Annotated in this window: 13 protein-coding genes and 1 pseudogene; 7 read left to right on the top strand and 7 right to left on the bottom strand. The window is 46.7% G+C overall.

Annotation, left to right across the window (positions count from 1 at the left end):
- Positions 1–19 precede the first annotated feature (19 nt).
- A pseudogene (gene lolD, locus Q502_RS09950) lies at positions 20–232 on the top strand (lipoprotein-releasing ABC transporter ATP-binding protein LolD); the annotation flags it as partial.
- A 46-nt stretch (positions 233–278) separates the two neighbouring features.
- Here the strand turns inward: lolD and Q502_RS09945 are convergent.
- Both Q502_RS09945 and Q502_RS09940 read right to left on the bottom strand, forming a co-directional pair.
- Entirely contained in the window at positions 279–863 is a 585-nt protein-coding gene (locus Q502_RS09945; RefSeq protein ID WP_099829794.1) for a DUF2179 domain-containing protein, read from the bottom strand.
- Positions 864–1048: 185 nt separating this feature from the next.
- A complete protein-coding gene (locus tag Q502_RS09940) occupies positions 1049–1948 on the bottom strand; it encodes a DUF1848 domain-containing protein (RefSeq protein ID WP_099829793.1) in 900 nt (299 codons plus the stop codon).
- Positions 1949–2238: 290 nt separating this feature from the next.
- Here Q502_RS09940 and Q502_RS09930 point away from each other — a divergent pair, with 290 nt between their 5' ends.
- The gene (locus Q502_RS09930) at positions 2239–2646 is read left to right on the top strand and encodes a class I SAM-dependent methyltransferase (protein WP_099829791.1); all 408 of its coding nucleotides are present in this window, start codon (positions 2239–2241) and stop codon (positions 2644–2646) included.
- 277 nt (positions 2647–2923) lie between these two features.
- Here Q502_RS09930 and leuS read toward each other — a convergent pair whose 3' ends face one another.
- Positions 2924–5299 carry a leucine--tRNA ligase gene (gene leuS, locus Q502_RS09925; protein WP_099829790.1) on the bottom strand — a complete coding sequence of 792 codons (2376 nt, stop codon included), beginning with the start codon at positions 5297–5299 and terminating at the stop codon, positions 2924–2926.
- An 88-nt stretch (positions 5300–5387) separates the two neighbouring features.
- Positions 5388–6023 carry a hypothetical protein gene (locus Q502_RS09920; RefSeq protein WP_099829789.1) on the bottom strand — a complete coding sequence of 212 codons (636 nt, stop codon included), beginning with the start codon at positions 6021–6023 and terminating at the stop codon, positions 5388–5390.
- 1270 nt (positions 6024–7293) lie between these two features.
- Here Q502_RS09920 and Q502_RS09910 point away from each other — a divergent pair.
- From Q502_RS09910 to Q502_RS09890, 5 genes are all read left to right on the top strand, one after another.
- Positions 7294–9264, top strand: a complete 1971-nt coding sequence (locus Q502_RS09910) for a hypothetical protein (RefSeq protein ID WP_099829787.1) — start codon at positions 7294–7296, stop codon at positions 9262–9264.
- 17 nt (positions 9265–9281) lie between these two features.
- Positions 9282–11342: a S8 family serine peptidase gene (locus Q502_RS09905; RefSeq protein WP_099829786.1), complete on the top strand. Its 2061-nt coding sequence runs from the start codon at positions 9282–9284 to the stop codon at positions 11340–11342.
- Positions 11343–11411: 69 nt separating this feature from the next.
- Positions 11412–11915: an inorganic diphosphatase gene (locus tag Q502_RS09900; protein ID WP_099829785.1), complete on the top strand. Its 504-nt coding sequence runs from the start codon at positions 11412–11414 to the stop codon at positions 11913–11915.
- 69 nt (positions 11916–11984) lie between these two features.
- Positions 11985–12638 carry an HAD-IA family hydrolase gene (locus Q502_RS09895; RefSeq protein WP_099829784.1) on the top strand — a complete coding sequence of 218 codons (654 nt, stop codon included), beginning with the start codon at positions 11985–11987 and terminating at the stop codon, positions 12636–12638.
- A complete protein-coding gene (locus tag Q502_RS09890) occupies positions 12638–13282 on the top strand; it encodes an HAD hydrolase-like protein (RefSeq protein WP_099829783.1) in 645 nt (214 codons plus the stop codon). The genes Q502_RS09895 and Q502_RS09890 overlap by 1 nt, the downstream gene beginning before the upstream one ends.
- Before the next feature lie 59 nt (positions 13283–13341).
- Here the strand turns inward: Q502_RS09890 and Q502_RS09885 are convergent, their stop codons facing one another.
- From Q502_RS09885 to Q502_RS09880, 3 genes are read right to left on the bottom strand one after another with little or no spacing between them, the layout of a single operon-like run.
- The gene (locus Q502_RS09885) at positions 13342–14487 is read right to left on the bottom strand and encodes a succinylglutamate desuccinylase (protein WP_243392307.1); all 1146 of its coding nucleotides are present in this window, start codon (positions 14485–14487) and stop codon (positions 13342–13344) included.
- 13 nt (positions 14488–14500) lie between these two features.
- Positions 14501–14653 (bottom strand): hypothetical protein, encoded by a 153-nt coding sequence (locus Q502_RS14330; protein WP_165775360.1) that lies wholly within the window; start codon positions 14651–14653, stop codon positions 14501–14503.
- A 15-nt stretch (positions 14654–14668) separates the two neighbouring features.
- Positions 14669–15973, bottom strand: a complete 1305-nt coding sequence (locus tag Q502_RS09880) for a C4-dicarboxylate ABC transporter (RefSeq protein ID WP_099829781.1) — start codon at positions 15971–15973, stop codon at positions 14669–14671.
- Positions 15974–15993 lie beyond the last annotated feature (20 nt).

The following is a 15993-nucleotide window of genomic DNA, read 5'->3' as shown; positions in this document are numbered from 1 at the left end:
AAAAAGGTGAGAAATGTGGGTTATCAACAATCCGAAGATTATACTTGCAGATGAACCTACGGGCAATCTCGACTCCGATACCTCAGCGAAGGTCTTCAGCCTCATGCGTGATCTCAACAAGAGATACGGAACAACATTCGTAATAATTACTCACGATAGAAGAATCGCAGAAGAGACAGACAGAATAGTTGAAATCAGAGACGGCAACATTTTCAATGACATAAAGAGATAAGGGGGACATCCCCCTCATCTCTCTAAATAATAACACTTCTGGAAAGCTATTTGGACTTTCTTAAGGGGGATTCCCTTCTGAGGCGCATCGTATCTTTGGGGAGGAAGACCCCCTCTTTTACCTTTCGAATATCTTCAACTGACATGAACGCCTTTGGAACGCATTCCAGAGCGATTCTCTCGAAGTCTTCCACTTCTTTCCTGTTTATGATACTGTAAACAATGTAAGCCTTTCCTCGAGCACCGTGAGCGTCTATCTTTGTAACTCCAAATCCAGCCTGGCACAGTTTTTCTATAAGTTCAGTTGGATCTCTCGAAATTATCAGCCTAACCGATACGGTTCCAATTGCAAGCCTCTCATCAATGAGCATTCCTATGTAGCTACCGGCCGCGAAGCCACCTGCATAAGCAAGAATGTAAAGTACATTGTCAACACTCTGGATTACTTTGCTGGCAACGAGCAACCACAGAATAATCTCAAAAAAACCGATAACACTTGCTATTTCTTTCTTGCCTCTCGAAACCATTATGATTCTCGTGGTTCCAAGAGAAACGTCGATGATCCTTGCGAAGAAGATTATCAGAGGCATAAGAACCCATCTGAAGAGATCGCCACTCAAGAATTCTTCCATTAGAAACCCTCCTACCGCATTCTTACATAGAAACTCTTCTCTCAAGCCAATTATAAGATACTTCTTTCAGGATAGCATGATGAAAAAGATTACCTTGTTTAATACGGGCAAAACAGATTTCTTCGAATGAACTGGCAAGCGAGGCAGACTTAGTATAGATCATTTCTACCAAATTTAGCATATCTCTACTTCTTTCTCTCAGTAATCTCATCGTGCTCCTGCAATTCGCTACAAAGAAGCGGGGCCTTTGGATTAAAGGAATGATAATTTTTACGAATCGCTTTCTCACTAAAGCTTGCATAGCAGTATAGGCAACGATTAAGACAGGTATTATATGCGCCAATGTCGACACTCTCGACACAGCGGCATGCAGCTCTCTGATATCTGTCTTTTGGGTGATCAATCCTTTTGCCTGTCAGCGTGTTAATTAGCGTCCCGTCAATACAGCTTCCGTGACTAATTCCATATTCCGAAAGATCAACGGTCTCTGAACATGTCTTCAGCTTCATTCCTTCAGAAGATGATACTTCTGAATAATGGCTGGCAATTTTCCTTACCTCAATTTCATTAGGCGCCCTTGCATCAAGTTTTCGAAGGTTTGATGAGATCTTCTGATAGTAATCGAGAAAACTAATCACACACTCTTCAGTGAAACCCTTAAGCAAATGTGCCATTTTTTCAAAGGCCCGTAGATGATGGTCGACACTATAGTCCGCATTTATCAGAATAGGATCGTATCTCCAAATCACTCTGTTTTCTCCAATCTTTCCGGAAAGCTTTTTGAAGGTCTCGATAATCTCTCTCTTGTTGCGAAGCCCAGGCTCTACACTTCCATGATAGGGCGTAATCGTGAATTGAAAATAATAACAGTAATCGGCAAAGTGATTCAGCTTGTCTAGCATTTTTTGGGGATCCTTTGTCCAAAATACGAAGCAGTCTACTGCTTCTGGATTTAGGATAACTTTGCTCACCTGATGGGGATTGAACGGATTCCTAACAAGAGCAAAGCCACTTTTCAAACGCTCTATCATCCACTCTGAATAAAAAGCAGGGATATCTGTCCTCCTGCTCGCACTTACTATCATTCCTGTCTCCTTCGATTAATGTTCAGTTTGATCTTCGTCAAGTGCAAAATCATCACAGCTCGATTCGCCATTTCGAAAAAACATAACGTTTGCTGACTACTTCAATATTAATACAGAAGATCATAGCGACTGAAGAAAGGGGACATGTGTGTTTTGATTCGTAGAGATCGTAGAGAATAGAGAGAGAGAGAGAGAGAAAAACAAAAGAAAAAAAGAAGCAAATAATCAACTGGAAGAATGGCTTCCTTTTTCGTGTTTTCGACAGAAGAGCCGATTCATTCGAATCACACATGAAGAACAATATCAAAGAATCTGCTGAATTCTACAGAGCAGTGGAAAGGTTAGTTTTAGTTACTGCTGGAATCAGGATACTTGACCTCGGTTGCGGGACGGGACTCGAACTAGACGAGATATTCAGACTAAACACGACAGCCAGAGTAGTATGTGTCGACTTGTCCCAGAAGATGCTCGAAATTCTTAGAATCAAACATGAAGACAGACTGGACAGCCTGAACTTGATTACCGGTTCCTACTTCGAAGTTGATTTGCCATCGGAAGGATTCGACATTTCCATTTCGGTTCAGTCGATGCATCATTTCGGATACAAACAGAAGTTGTCGCTCAAGAAGATTCTCCACAGTCTAGCGGGTAATGGAACATATATCGAGGCAGATTACGTGGTCGATACTACACGATAGAGGAAATGGGACTACGCAAGAAATACGAGTCTCTGAGAAGCGAGCATGACGCACCTGATGGTTTTTACCACTTTGATCTGCCGCTTTCCATAGATAATCAACAAGCAGTTCTGGAAGAGGCTGTGTTCAGTACTGTAAGACACCATGCAAGATACGAAAATTCAAGCATCTTCGTTTCACGAAAACCCACATCAAAACGGAGATGAATCGATGGAAAACAAAGGAGAGCCACTGGCCCTCCTTCTAGATGTTGAGAATATACTATTTCTTACTACACTCAAATAATTATATTGATTATCTTGTCCTGTACGTAGATGATCTTTCTTATTGACTTTCCTTCAAGCATTTTTGAGAGCTTCTCATCAGCCATTACCGCTTCCATTGCCTTTTCCTGGGATGCGTTCTGAGGAAGCACAACCTTTCCTCTCATCTTACCGGTAATCTGAACAGGCAATTCAGTCTTCGCCAGAGAAGCGTATTTCTCATAGCCAGAAGGGAAACCATCTTCAAGAATAGTCCTCTTCTTCCCGCCTTTCATGCTGTATATCTCTTCGCAAATGAAGGGGGCGAAAGGCGAGAGGAGTTTTGCCATATCTACTACGAGCTTTCTCTCGATAGCGCTCTCTTTCGAAGCCTCATTGACGAACTCCATGAGAGCGGCTATTGCCGTGTTCGGCTTGATATTCTTGATTGAATATTCGACCTTTTCCACAGTCTCTGCCATCTTTATCTTCAGATCTGTCGAACTCTTGCCTTCAGGCATTGTTGAGATGTCCCAAACTCGATTCAGAAACCTTCTCATCGCGTCCATTCCGCTGTCCCGGAAATCTCCGCCTTCGAGAAAGGTCCCCATAAACATCAGATAGGTTCTAAGGGCATCCACTCCATGGCTCTCAAAATACTCGTTGGGATTGACGATATTTCCCTTCGATTTCGACATCTTCTCCCCGTCTTTTATGATAAGCCCGTGTCCTCTAAATGAAGCAAACGGCTCTTCAAAAGGAAGAAAACCCAAATCGTGTAGCGCCATCGCAAGAAATCTCGAGTACATCAGATGGAGAGTTGCGTGTTCATTTCCGCCTATATACATATCGACCGGGCACCACTTTTCAACCAGCCCATCATCAAAAGGTGCACTGTCATTGCTCGGTGAGAGATATCGCAGATAATACCATGCCGAATCAAGGAAGTTGTCGGAGACATCGGTCTCTCTTCTGGCAGCCTCTCCACAAATCGGGCAAGTCGTGTTGACAAATTCGCTGTTCTTGGCCAGTGGAGACTTGCCGCTGCCGTCAGGTATGTAGTCATCGGTATTTGGCAACATCACTGGCAATTGATCTTCAGGGACGGGGATAGTTCCACACTTATCACAGTAGATCATTGGTATCGGAGGACCCCAGTAGCGCTGTCTGGAAATACACCAGTCATGAAGGTGATAGTTCACAGAGCCCTTTATGCTTTCGCTCACTTCGTCAATCTTGTCGATGAAATCAACACTGAGCGTACCCGAGTACTTTTCGCTGTTGATCATCTTTCCCTTCTCAGTATAGGGCAACTGTGAGGGATCGCATTCTATGACCTGTCTTATCTCTAGTCCATACTTCTTCGCAAAGACATAATCCCTCTCATCGTGCGCCGGGACGGCCATAACGGCACCCGTTCCATATTCTGCCAGCACGTAATCTCCTATCCAGATTGGAAGCTCCTCACCAGTAAGAGGGTGAATGGCGTAAGAACCGGTAAATATTCCGTTTTTTGGACGAGAAATAGAAGTTCTTGTGGCAAGATCCATGCTCTTCACTTCTTCTTTGAAATTATCAAAAGTCTCCACTGTTGAAGGCGTGACTAGCTTGTTCACCAGACCGTATTCAGGAGCTACAACTATGTAAGTTACTCCAAATATCGTATCTGGACGGGTTGTAAACACATCTATCTGCTCATTCATTCCAGATACTTTAAAAGAAATCGTGGCTCCAGAAGATTTCCCTATCCACGCGCGCTGAAGATTCTTAGTAGTGTCCGTCCAGTCAAGCTTCTCGAGGTTAGACAGCAGTTTCTCTGCGTACTTTGTGATTTTGAAGAACCACTGACTCATCTCGCGTTTCTCGACTTCATTATTGCATCGTTCGCAACGACCGTCAATTACTTGCTCATCGGCCAGCACTGTCTTGCACGAAGGACACCAGTTAACATTTGACGCACGTTTCTCAGCAAGACCGTTCTTGAACAACTGAATGAAGATCCACTGGGTCCACTTGTAATACTCCGGAGAAGAAGTTATCGCTTCGCTGTTCCAGTCGAAAATATTACCAATCATTTTGAGCTGCTCTTCTCTGAAGTACTCTATGCTTTTCGGAGTGAGCTCAGCAGGATGTCTCCCAACTCTCAAGGCATAGTTCTCGCTGTGTATACCGAAAGCATCGAAACCGATCGGTTCGAAGACGTCGTAGCCCTTGAGCTTCATGAACCTTCCATATACATCCGATCCGATGAAGGAAAACATGTTTCCTATGTGGAGACCGGCAGCGGAGGGATATGGAAACATCATGAGATTGTAGAAAGGCTTCTCCGCTTTCTTGAGATCTATGTTAAATGGCTTCTCCTTCGCATAGTAATCCTGCCATTTCCTTTCAATCACCCTGAAATCGTACATGTGCTACCTCCCGAATGAGTGTAAAGCTTGAGAAAAGCAACTTAGATGGATTATAACATGCCAGTGTTACCGAATTTCTGACAACCGATCAGTTGAATTCATAACCTGGACAGCTCCCTGTTAAAGTTATGAATAACAAGATTTCCTTGTTGGACTCTCTCTTGCAGAAAACCATCTTTCGCGGCACATTCGAGAAAGATATATAGACAACCAGAAGCATAGCTAGAACCAGTAGGAGTCTCTTCATACAGATCTCCCCCTCACATTCCCGTTCCGTAAGTTCGGGCAGCTGGATCTCTATCGGATTATTGTCCACTGTGATGCCATCAATAGTTCTGTCCTTCTCGTCTCTTATGAAATATCTCGGACCTGTAGGATCAGATTCATGTTGTAACCCGATTCCAAAATTCACTCTTTCTTCGCTCATTTCTTCAGAGAAACTGAATCTTAGAACCGCAACGATGTCACTCACTTGAGAGATACCAGGCGCTTGGTCTAAAAAACCCCTGACGACTACTGCTTCTTTGCTCGAAGGGATGACACCATCAAAACTGGTTCTGTTTTCGAGAAACTGTTGGAAGTAAGCCTCTTCAAATACCCGACCCTCGTCACGGACTATGGAAAACTGAAGGTACATGAGTTCTCCGTTCAGGCTGTTATCGGGTGCGAAGTATTCCTTTTTGCTGTGCACATAATGTGCGACGTTGGGTGCTACGATGGCCACTTCTATTGAACCTTTACTCTCTCCGTCGGAAAACAGAATCTTTCCCGCTTCCAGATAGATCAGGGGTTTGTCTTCGCCGGCGTACCTTTCATCTAGCCTGAAAACAGCAGAAGGTCGGTACTGATCGCAGTAGCGCGTGCTCCCAGTCTGTCGTAAGCCCTTATGTACATCCTGTATATCTTACCGACCTCGAAAATGCCCAGAACTATGTTCCCCTCCTTCAGGGTTGCTGTCAGCCCTGCGTCGCTTATGAGGATGGAAGTGCTACTGGGTTTCCAGTCAAGCCAATCGGTTATATATTCGAAATCTTCCGTGTTTGTTTAGACAAACCTAAACTCGACCCTGGATACTTTCTCGGAGAACTCCCATTCCAGAAAAACATATCTTCCAAAGGGAGTGAAATCTTCCGAAAAGGCACCGTGGATGTACCTATCAGGCAAACTGATCGAATCAATAACCTTGACTTCAACAATGTGCCACCCTTCTTCTAGATCTGTGAGTACGATCTCTGTTTCAGAAGTCTCGATGAATTCACCTCCTCAACAGAGTATAGGTATAGATTGTTGATACCATGTGTTGGTTTCCAGGAGACTGTTACGTTTTTCGAAGAATACTCTACCTAAGTATTCAAGAAATCAACTGATGAATTATTCTGTTTAAAACATGAGCTTAGTACAATGATTGAAAAGAAAATCAGTAGCAACGAAGAAAGACGTCTCATTCTCAACCCCACAATTTGAATTGTATTTATTTGCATTGTCCGCCCAAGAGAACCATCCGGCAACAGGAGCTCTCTTTATATGTGATTTGAGAGTGAAAGAGGCCTCCCATTTGTTCATAGTGCCTGCAGATTAGGGGAAATTTAGACTCTTTCCGCTACGTCATTCGCCAGTACTGCAAACTTTCCGAAGACTCAACTGGCTGCAAATTATCTAAAAATCTACTCATTGCAACTCTTGAAGATCTGCTGAGATTCGAGAATCGGGAGAACGAAGAGATGGGTTTTGACATTCCAGACGAAGCAATAATTTCGATTTCAAATGATACCTTCCAGACAGTTTTGTACGTTCGTGTCAATCTTTGAGAAGTCTTCTCAGGCGTGCCCTTCCCACTTATTACAAACAGCCTGTTCTGGAGCTCTTCGACGTAATGCATCATAATTAAATCTACTCAAGAGAGATTTCTTGCTTTGAAGGAAATGAAATATGTATAATCATAATGATCAGATGGAACTAAAAAACTCTGATGTCCTCATGAAGGAGGTAGAGGGATGAAGAAAAGCATATTGTTACTGGTAGCGATCGTTGCTGCCATGCTTGTAGTTACTTCTTGTATCAAACCACTCAAACCGACCGAAGCGATTCTCGAGATAACTTCGATCGTCGTTTCGGGCAATGAAGCCACTATAAGCTGGAAGCTCAACACAACTGCGGAGATAGTATCGGCCAGTTACACTCTTCACGTTGGAGAGGCCGAGTATGAAAGCCAGGAAACCAGCAAAACCGTGACTCTCGCGGCCGGAACTCATCAGGTGAAGGTCGAAGGAGAGATAAAGGGCAAATACGAAGCCACCTACGGACAACCGGCCGTTCACGTGGAATCTGAAACGAAGACGGTGGAAATCTTGCAGGAGTACGGGAACACGATCCTGGTAACCCTGGTGGAGTACATGACGGGACCGGCCGCCGCAGGAGTTTCCCTGGAGGTCTTAGACGGTGAAACAGGCGTGCTCCTGGGTTCCGGAGAGACCGATCTCGAGGGAAAGACCGAGATTGATCTTCTCTGGTTCCTGTCCCCGGGTCTTCTAGAGGTCAGGGAAGTGACGTTAAAGGCAGAAAAAACCGGTCTTGCTCCGAGCGTTCTCGAGGGACTGGCTGTACCGCTGATTCCGTCCAACGAACTGGCCTCAGCAGGCAGCCCCTTGCCTGTTGACATGGCGATCAACAGGGCCATGATCGATCCTCTCGACGGTTCTTACCCCGAAATCGAGATCATGCTGTTGGACGGCAACGGCAACGAGATAGATCCGACAGATGTATCCACCAACGTTTATCTGAATATCGAGTATGCAAGCGATCTGGAATACGATGTCTGGGATGCTCTATACGTGGGCATCGGATACGTTCCCTGGGCCGGAGTTAGAGATTTCGCGTCTTTTGGCATGTCGGAAGCCACTTTCCCTATCCCGGCGGAGATCTTCAACGGAGATGTACCGATTCATGTCGTAGTTTACAACTACAACAGGGCCAGGCTCGACCGGGTTGTAAACCTCAACTTCACGGCCGAAAATGCCGAACCGGCCGAGACGTTCCCTCCATTAGGAGTCTGGCTCTGGTCGTGGACGTCGGACGCCAACGTCAATTACTACTCGCTACCGAAAGAGATCAACGGCAGAAAACTACACCTCGATGAGGAGACCTTCGAGGATCTTGCGGGAGCCCCGGCAGAGGGCAACATAATCGTTCAGATCGCCTGGGACCCCCCCGAGAACCTTGCGGGGTTAGTGGGTTTCAACATCTACCGCTCCAGTGATGGTGTTAACTACAAGAAGATAGCCTTCAAGACCGCCTTTTCCGGTTTCGATAGCGGAATCGGGATCGAGGCAGGCAACAGGTACTTCTACAAGGTCAGATCGGTTTACGCCGACGGAAGCGAGTCGGAGGACAGCAACGTCGCCTCGGTGGTACCGCTCGATATCTTCAAGGTCAAGCTTAACTCCCCGGCGAACAACTCGACGGGAGTTTCGAGAAGACCGGTACTGAAGTGGGCGCCCGTCGACAAAGTCAATTCTAGCAAAGTGCCTGTACTGGGCGGCGGTCTCCTCGACGAGAGCGAGATCACCTATCACTATACGCCCTGGATATACGACACTGTTCAGAGCGACTACCAGCATCTGCTGGCAGTCGACAGCGAATTCGAAACTTTCGATTTCTCCACCTACGGCCCACAACAGGTCTCCGTGAAGTTTCTGGATCCGTTCTGGCTTGGGAAAGAGATGAACTGGATCTTCATTCTCAACGGGCAGGCGTACCTGTACCCCTTCGATCAGCTCGAGGCCTTCAAGACCTATGAGTGGGGTCTGGATTACGCGGTGGCCATCTACTTTGGAGATGATGAAGACGGAGACGGCTTCTTCGATTCGGTCGCTTATTCGACCACCATAGACCTGGGCTACCATTTCGACAGGTGGTTCAACGACGCCGATTACTACAACCGCTTCACCACCGGTGGAGATAATTGAGAGGGGAGGTGGTGCAGATGAAGAAAACCTTACTGTTAATAAGTGTCGTATTGCTGGCCCTTGTGTTCGCTTCCTGTGTGAGAGTTGCCCCGGGTAACAGCGCCGGCGCCGATGTGGAGCTTGTATGGAAGCAGATACAGGATGCGCCCTACGTTGAAGGAAGACTTATAGTGGGTTACAACGACATCGAGGCTTTGAGCGAGATCGTTTCTCTTCTCGATGCTGAGATAACCATCGATATACCGCGCTTGAACGCTGCGGGGTTGCGGTTCGACTCGACGGTCGAGGAGGCGAGGGCCGCTATCAGGGAGCTTTTTGTCGAGAGACCGGAGCTAGTCGCATCGATAAGATACATAGAACCGAACTACGAAAGAGAACTTATAAAGCCGGTGAAAGACGATAACCTGAAATTGCCCGAACTGCCCGTGGTTCTTGCCGAGGACGCGTTCCCCGACCTTGAAGGATTCCTCTGGGGAGTCAAGAAGGTCCGTGCACCGCAAGCCTGGGCCGCCGGGTACGATGGGACCGGCATAATCGTCGCCGTAATCGACACTGGCATCGACTCTAACCACCCAGATCTCCAGGGTCAGATAACTCACAGGTACGATCCGCTCCTCGATCTGGAGATCGACCCCGACATAGACTACTCCTTCGGAGCGCACGGCTCTCACGTCGCCGGTACTATCGCCGCAAAGGACGACGGCCATGGCGTCGTAGGCGTGGCCCCCGGAGCGAAGATAATGGATATACCGATCTTCCAGCCCGACTATATAGGCGACGAGTTCGTCGCGGCCGGTATAGTGTATGCGATTGAAAACGGGGCCACGGTACTTTCCAACTCCTGGGGAGGCAAGGGCTTTTCGACGCTTCTGTACGATGCGATCGCTTATGCATCCGAAAACCGGGTGGTCTTTGTGAACTCGGCCGGAAATGAACATGTGAACGAAGTCAAGAGTCCTGCCATGTACCCGGGAGTCGTGGTCGTGGCCGCCTCCACAGCGGGCGACGGGATCACCCATTTCTCGAACAGGAGCGTCAAGCTCTCGGTGGCCGCTCCCGGCGATTTTTCGATCCTTTCTACCGTTCCACTCTGGGATGTGGCCGAGTTCGCCTATCCCGACCTGCCGTACGCATATTACGGCGGAACGTCGATGGCCTGCCCTCACGTCTCGGGCGCGATCGCCATTCTCCAGCAGAAATACAGAGACATGGGACTGACCGTTTACCAGTACAGGAAACTTATCGAGCTCGGAGCCGACGATATAATGGCTCCTGGAAAGGATAACGACAGCGGTTACGGAAGGCTGAACGTAGAGAAATCGCTCTCGCTAGATCCCGATGCCTTCGGCACCGGAGGAAACGCATTCTTCTGGATTCAGACGAAGAGGACCTATTACGATGAGGAACTGGAGGGCGACTATCCGATGGGGATACCGGGCGTGTACGTCTCGATGATACCCCATGACCGGAACCTTCCGCCGATATACATCAAGAGCATAGGCGATCTCGAACTGGCAGGAGCGGCGGCTTTTGACATAGATGTGGGGATGTACGACGTCTATTTTGGAAGCGGAGACCTCTTCGATCCCAGCTCTCTGCTATATTTCTCTGGAAGGGTGCAGGAGCAGGAAGGCATGAAGTGGGAGAGTTACGAAGTCACTCACAACCCGATAAACTACGTCTGGGCCGATGTAGTCGAGTTTTCTTCAAGTCCGAAATTGGTGATAGAAAAGATTTCGGTCTTCCAGGAAGGCACGGAGATAGTCGATCCTGAGATCACGCTTCTGCAGTTCATCGTGACCGCGATCAACGCCTTCACCGGCGAGGAGTTCTCTTCTACTATATCCTACGACGGAGGAACTTTTGCGCTCCCGGACTATGCCCCGGCACCGCAGTATACGCTTACAAGCGAACCATTCCCGGGACTAGAAGATTTTCTGGCCGATAAAACCGTCGTCTTCACCGGCTACGTAGAGTACGACAACGATCCGGGCAGGAGGATATATTTTGAGAGAGAACTTCCAGCCGGAACGGGTTTCATTTCAGACGGCTGGTCGTTTTACTTCAGTGCCTTCTGAGGTTGTATGCAATATCTAGCCCCCGCAAGGGGGCTTTTTTCTGGCATAATTGATAAGGAGGTGAGAGCTTTGCAGGAAGAAACCGTGCTTGACATAATGATAGAGATTCCTAAGGGAAGTAGGAATAAGTATGAGTATGATAAGAAACTCAAGAGGATAAGGTTCGACAGGACTCTGTTTTCTGCTGTTCATTACCCGATGGACTATGGATTCATATTAAATACTCTTGCCGAAGACGAAGATCCGCTTGATGCAATGGTTTTGCTCTGGGAGCCGACTTTTCCCGGGTGTTTAATTGAGGCAAAGCCAATCGGCGCATTCAAGATGTGGGATGAGAAGGGCCCTGACGAGAAAGTCCTTTGTGTTCCGATACATGATCCGGTCTGGAACTATATAGAAAGCCTGGATGATGTTCCTCCTCATCTACTTAAGGAGATCGAGCATTTCTTTTCCGTATACAAGGATCTCGAAAAGAAGAAAACGGGTATTGAGGGCTGGGTAAGAAGAGAAGAAACGTTGGAAATTATCGCTGCATCAAGAATAAGATATCTTGAAGAAACTCAAAATTCTTAAAATGTGCGACAGGACGAAATTCCGAAAAGCGTATATCATTGACTTAGCAACAGGAAAGGAGAATCCATTATGTATGAATACGTTATCTGGGATTTCGGTGGCACTCTCTTCGATACTTACCCTGCGGCAGCGGAGGTATTCTCAAGGGTCCTTGAGAAGTACGAGGTGAGAGCTTCCGTCAAAGAAATTCTTGAAAAGCTTAAGGAATCAACATCGAAAGCTGCACAACACTTCATGGATAAGTACAGACTGCACAGTGGATTTCTGGAGGATTTCTACAGTATAGAGAACCATCTTGAACCGGAGAGACAACCACCTTTTGAAGGGGCAAAGGATACCTGTATCCAGATTAATAAGAACGGTGGAAGTAATTTCCTTTTCAGTCACAGGAGTAATTACTCCATGACCAAACTTCTGAATTACTACAAGATGCTGGATCTTTTCTCCGAAATTGTATCCGCAGACGGTGGTTTTGCCAGAAAGCCCGATCCACAGGCAATTATGTATATTATCGACAAGTATGGGCTTGAGAGAGAAAGAGTTATTACAATCGGTGATCGAGAGATCGATATTGAGGCCGGGAAACGCGCCGGAATAGCTACCTGCCTCTTCAATCCAGATTCGTCATCAGCAACCACAAAAGCTGATTTTGTCGTTACCTCCTTGAAACAGGTTCCTTCTGTTTTGCAGGTGTGCAACAGATACAGTGGTTGTGAAAGCTGATGATCGAGAATCTGATATGGGATTTCGACGGTTCGCTTTTCAATACCTACCCCGCTATGGTCAGACTGTTTAAACAGGCTCTGCTTAGAAAGGGATATGTCGCTTCCGAAAACGAAATTCTCTCCCTCATGAAAGACACCCTCGGAAAGGCCGTTGACTTCTATTTGGATAGAGGAGTTGACTATGCCTTCTACAAAGACTTCAAGAAATCTGAAGAAGAGCTCGACCCGGCCGAGCAACCTCCTTTTGAAGGTGCTCGCGAGGTGTGCTCAATACTTGTAAGGAATGGCGGTAAGAATCTGATCATAACTCATAGATCACGAAAGACTGCTTTCAAGCTGCTAAGTTACTACGAAATGACCTCGCTTTTCAGCGACATAATCACCAGAGAAAGCGGATTTAAGAGGAAACCAGACCCCGATGCTTTCGTCAGCGCGATAAGAAATTATAGACTGAACCCCAGATCAACTCTCTCCATTGGTGATAGAGACCTTGACGTCATTGCTGCAAGGGATGCGGGAACAAAGACATGTTTCTTCTCTCAGAATGGATCCAGACCAACCATTCGAGTCGACTTCACAATAGACAATCTGTTACAGCTTGAAAAGATTGTTTCTGATGACGGCCATTCCTCACATGTATAGCAAATGAAAAAAGTGCATACGCAAAACCCGTATGCACTTTTCCTATGCAGAAAGATATTCTATTGGTAGTATACCTTTCTTGAATCTGCTTCAGCAGGGTCCTTGAAGTAGTATCCAAGTTCATTTTCGACTATTTCGGCGTATCTTGGGGCGGAAACCGAGAATCCTCTGTCGGGGTTCTTCTTCGTCCACTGAGACAGAATCTCTTGAATAACTGAAGAATGCTGTCCGACTCTTCTGTCCATAGAGAATCCGTTCTCGTCGTACGGGACGAAAAGCAATCCCTTTTCACCAGCCTTCAACACAAATGGGTCTATACCATCGATAATCAGTTCTAGAGTTTTGGCAGCCGTAATCTGATCAAGATGGACTCCGGGTGACTCCAGTAAGAACGGGTATGCGTCGGACCAATCGCCAATTTCCCTGTGTGAGAGGCCTCTGTAACCGGTTGGAGAAGACTCCACGTGATTATCAAACTTCTCTCTTCCCTTCACATAGAAGGAAGCTCCTATTGCATAGGGCATTGACTTCTCAGGGGCAACTATGCAGTTGGTCACAGGGTACATCGCCTCTGCTTCATGCAAATCAATAACGATATCTATACCCTCATTACGGATCATCTCCATTGCTGCAAAGGAGACTTTCTCAGCAAGGAATCCGTCAGGCCTGCCTGGCCAGGATCGATTTGTATTTCTTGCGTCTATGTACGACAAAAGCTGACCATCAGGATAGTGTACATAGACGTCCGGGTCTGGCCACTGGTCAAGTGCCTGGAACCCTCTGTCGCCCATTCTGAACTTCTGTTCTCCCCATGGAGTTTCCAGATAGTAGTAGAGAGGAAATCCTCCACCTGGCTGTGTTCCAAGAGAACCGCTAACATTGAAATGGGGAATAACGTAGACTGTTCCCTTTTCCACTTCGAGATTCCCGATGAAAAAATATGCGAGTAAAGTCGCGGAAGGTTCATTGGCATGGGTCCCCGCTATTATGAGAGTCTTCCCGCCTTCTTCTGCGCCCTTCAGTTCAAAAACATCGGTATCTGCAATCGTTCCTTCTATTCCGTCAAAGTACTTGCTAAGTTTAAAAACGTTAGTCACACTTGGTCCGGCCACTACTTCTTCCTTGAAGTACCTCTGAACGTACAGTGGTATTCCTCCAGCCAGAACTATAAGTGCAAGTACACCAGCGATTATAAGTTTTCTCATCATAAAACCACCCCTACTTCATTCTCAGCAGTCTGAGAATGAGGGGTAGAAGAGCCAAAGTATAGAGTATCTCGCTCTTTAAATCCTTGGTCTTAATGAAGTTCCATATTAGCATGCCTGCCACATAGGCTGTCATCACATAATACAGAAACATTATCAAAGTCATGACGACACCTCCTCCTCAACCTACCATCATCAGGAAGTTGAATTTGTTGGCGAAGATAATCAGTATCATAGCAACTGCGGTTATGGCTATCCAGGGCACTACACACTCTTTCAAGAACGAGCCGTAAGAACCTTTATAGCCAACCGTACTCACTGTCAACCTCCCTATCAGCGCAGTTGGGGGTAGTCCATCTCCAAGAGGCCATAGAAGGCTTAATCCTGCCAAAACAATTACCGGGTTTATTCCGTTTGAATTCAACATCCAGATAAGCGGTATTCCTATTACCATCGCACCACCATATGTAAGGAGACCTTCCGATATCGGTATTATGAAGGGAAGGAGTATCCAGACTATAGCCAGAGGAGCCGTAACAATCCACATTGAGATCAAACCCTTCACACCATTGAAACTCATGACCTGGATCAGCATTCCCACAACTGCGGTGGTTGCTATCAGGGGTGTTAATTGGGCAACGGTCTCTTTGCTGACCTTCAGAATATTCACTCTCTTGAAGTTCATTAGCCAAGCAACTAACGCACAGATTGCAAAGACTAGAGGCAATCCGAGAACCGGGAATCCGAACGGCCAGATTCTGGGGGCCCCGAGCAGGAATATCAAGACAAGGAAAGGAACAGCAACACTCCACCCGGAGAGCCCTTTGGGATCGGGAATCTCTTTTAGTGCCTTTTCTTTGTCTATGTTCTTTGCACCACGTCCAAAGAACAGGACAGAAAACAGCGCCAGAATCAAGATCGGTACAAGAAGAGGCATTGTGAACCCCACATAAGGTATTGCTGTTCCCGCACAAGTCATCATTGCCCAGATGTTGACTGGCGGAGCAGCAGCGCTCAAACCCGCAATTATGAAGATTAGCGCCGAAATCCTGACCTTTGAAAGTCCCATCGCGTTAAGGGCTGCTGCTACCGTACCCCCCACAACTAGAACGGAGATACTCCCTGCTCCGGTAAGCGCTCCCGGAACTAGAATTACAAGCATCAGTAGTATCAGCATCAGGACTCTTTTGTTATGGAAAGCTCCAATTATCTTCCTGACGATATAATTCGTTCCACCCGACTCTTTGATAATATTCATGAAAATCGTCGCAAATACGAAGATAAGTCCAATGTCGAGGTAAGTTACAGATCCTTCGGCTATATGCCTGAAAGTGTCAAAACCTGCTCCTCCGGCAATTGCTCCCCCGATTACTGCAACAAACATACATAGTTCCGTTGAAAACTTCAGGAACTTTCCAACGGCGTAGGCTCCAACCATGACTAGCCCGGCTATGATCGTTTGCATATATATTGCATCAGCTGACAACGTGATTACCCCCTTATAAT

The sequence above is a fragment of the Mesotoga sp. Brook.08.YT.4.2.5.2. genome (assembly GCF_003351125.1).
Lineage (GTDB): Bacteria > Thermotogota > Thermotogae > Petrotogales > Kosmotogaceae > Mesotoga.
This window is presented reverse-complemented; position numbering and strand designations above follow the sequence as displayed.

Coding starts and splice junctions, on each gene's coding strand:
- Q502_RS09895 (WP_099829784.1), top strand. CDS start 11,985: ATGTATGAATACGTTATCTGGGATTTCGGTGGCACTCTCTTCGATACT.
- Q502_RS09940 (WP_099829793.1), bottom strand. CDS start 1,948: ATGATAGTAAGTGCGAGCAGGAGGACAGATATCCCTGCTTTTTATTCA.
- Q502_RS09910 (WP_099829787.1), top strand. CDS start 7,294: ATGAAGAAAAGCATATTGTTACTGGTAGCGATCGTTGCTGCCATGCTT.
- Q502_RS09945 (WP_099829794.1), bottom strand. CDS start 863: ATGGAAGAATTCTTGAGTGGCGATCTCTTCAGATGGGTTCTTATGCCT.
- Q502_RS09885 (WP_243392307.1), bottom strand. CDS start 14,487: ATGAGAAAACTTATAATCGCTGGTGTACTTGCACTTATAGTTCTGGCT.
- leuS (WP_099829790.1), bottom strand. CDS start 5,299: ATGTACGATTTCAGGGTGATTGAAAGGAAATGGCAGGATTACTATGCG.
- Q502_RS14330 (WP_165775360.1), bottom strand. CDS start 14,653: ATGACTTTGATAATGTTTCTGTATTATGTGATGACAGCCTATGTGGCA.
- Q502_RS09930 (WP_099829791.1), top strand. CDS start 2,239: ATGAAGAACAATATCAAAGAATCTGCTGAATTCTACAGAGCAGTGGAA.
- Q502_RS09890 (WP_099829783.1), top strand. CDS start 12,638: ATGATCGAGAATCTGATATGGGATTTCGACGGTTCGCTTTTCAATACC.
- Q502_RS09905 (WP_099829786.1), top strand. CDS start 9,282: ATGAAGAAAACCTTACTGTTAATAAGTGTCGTATTGCTGGCCCTTGTG.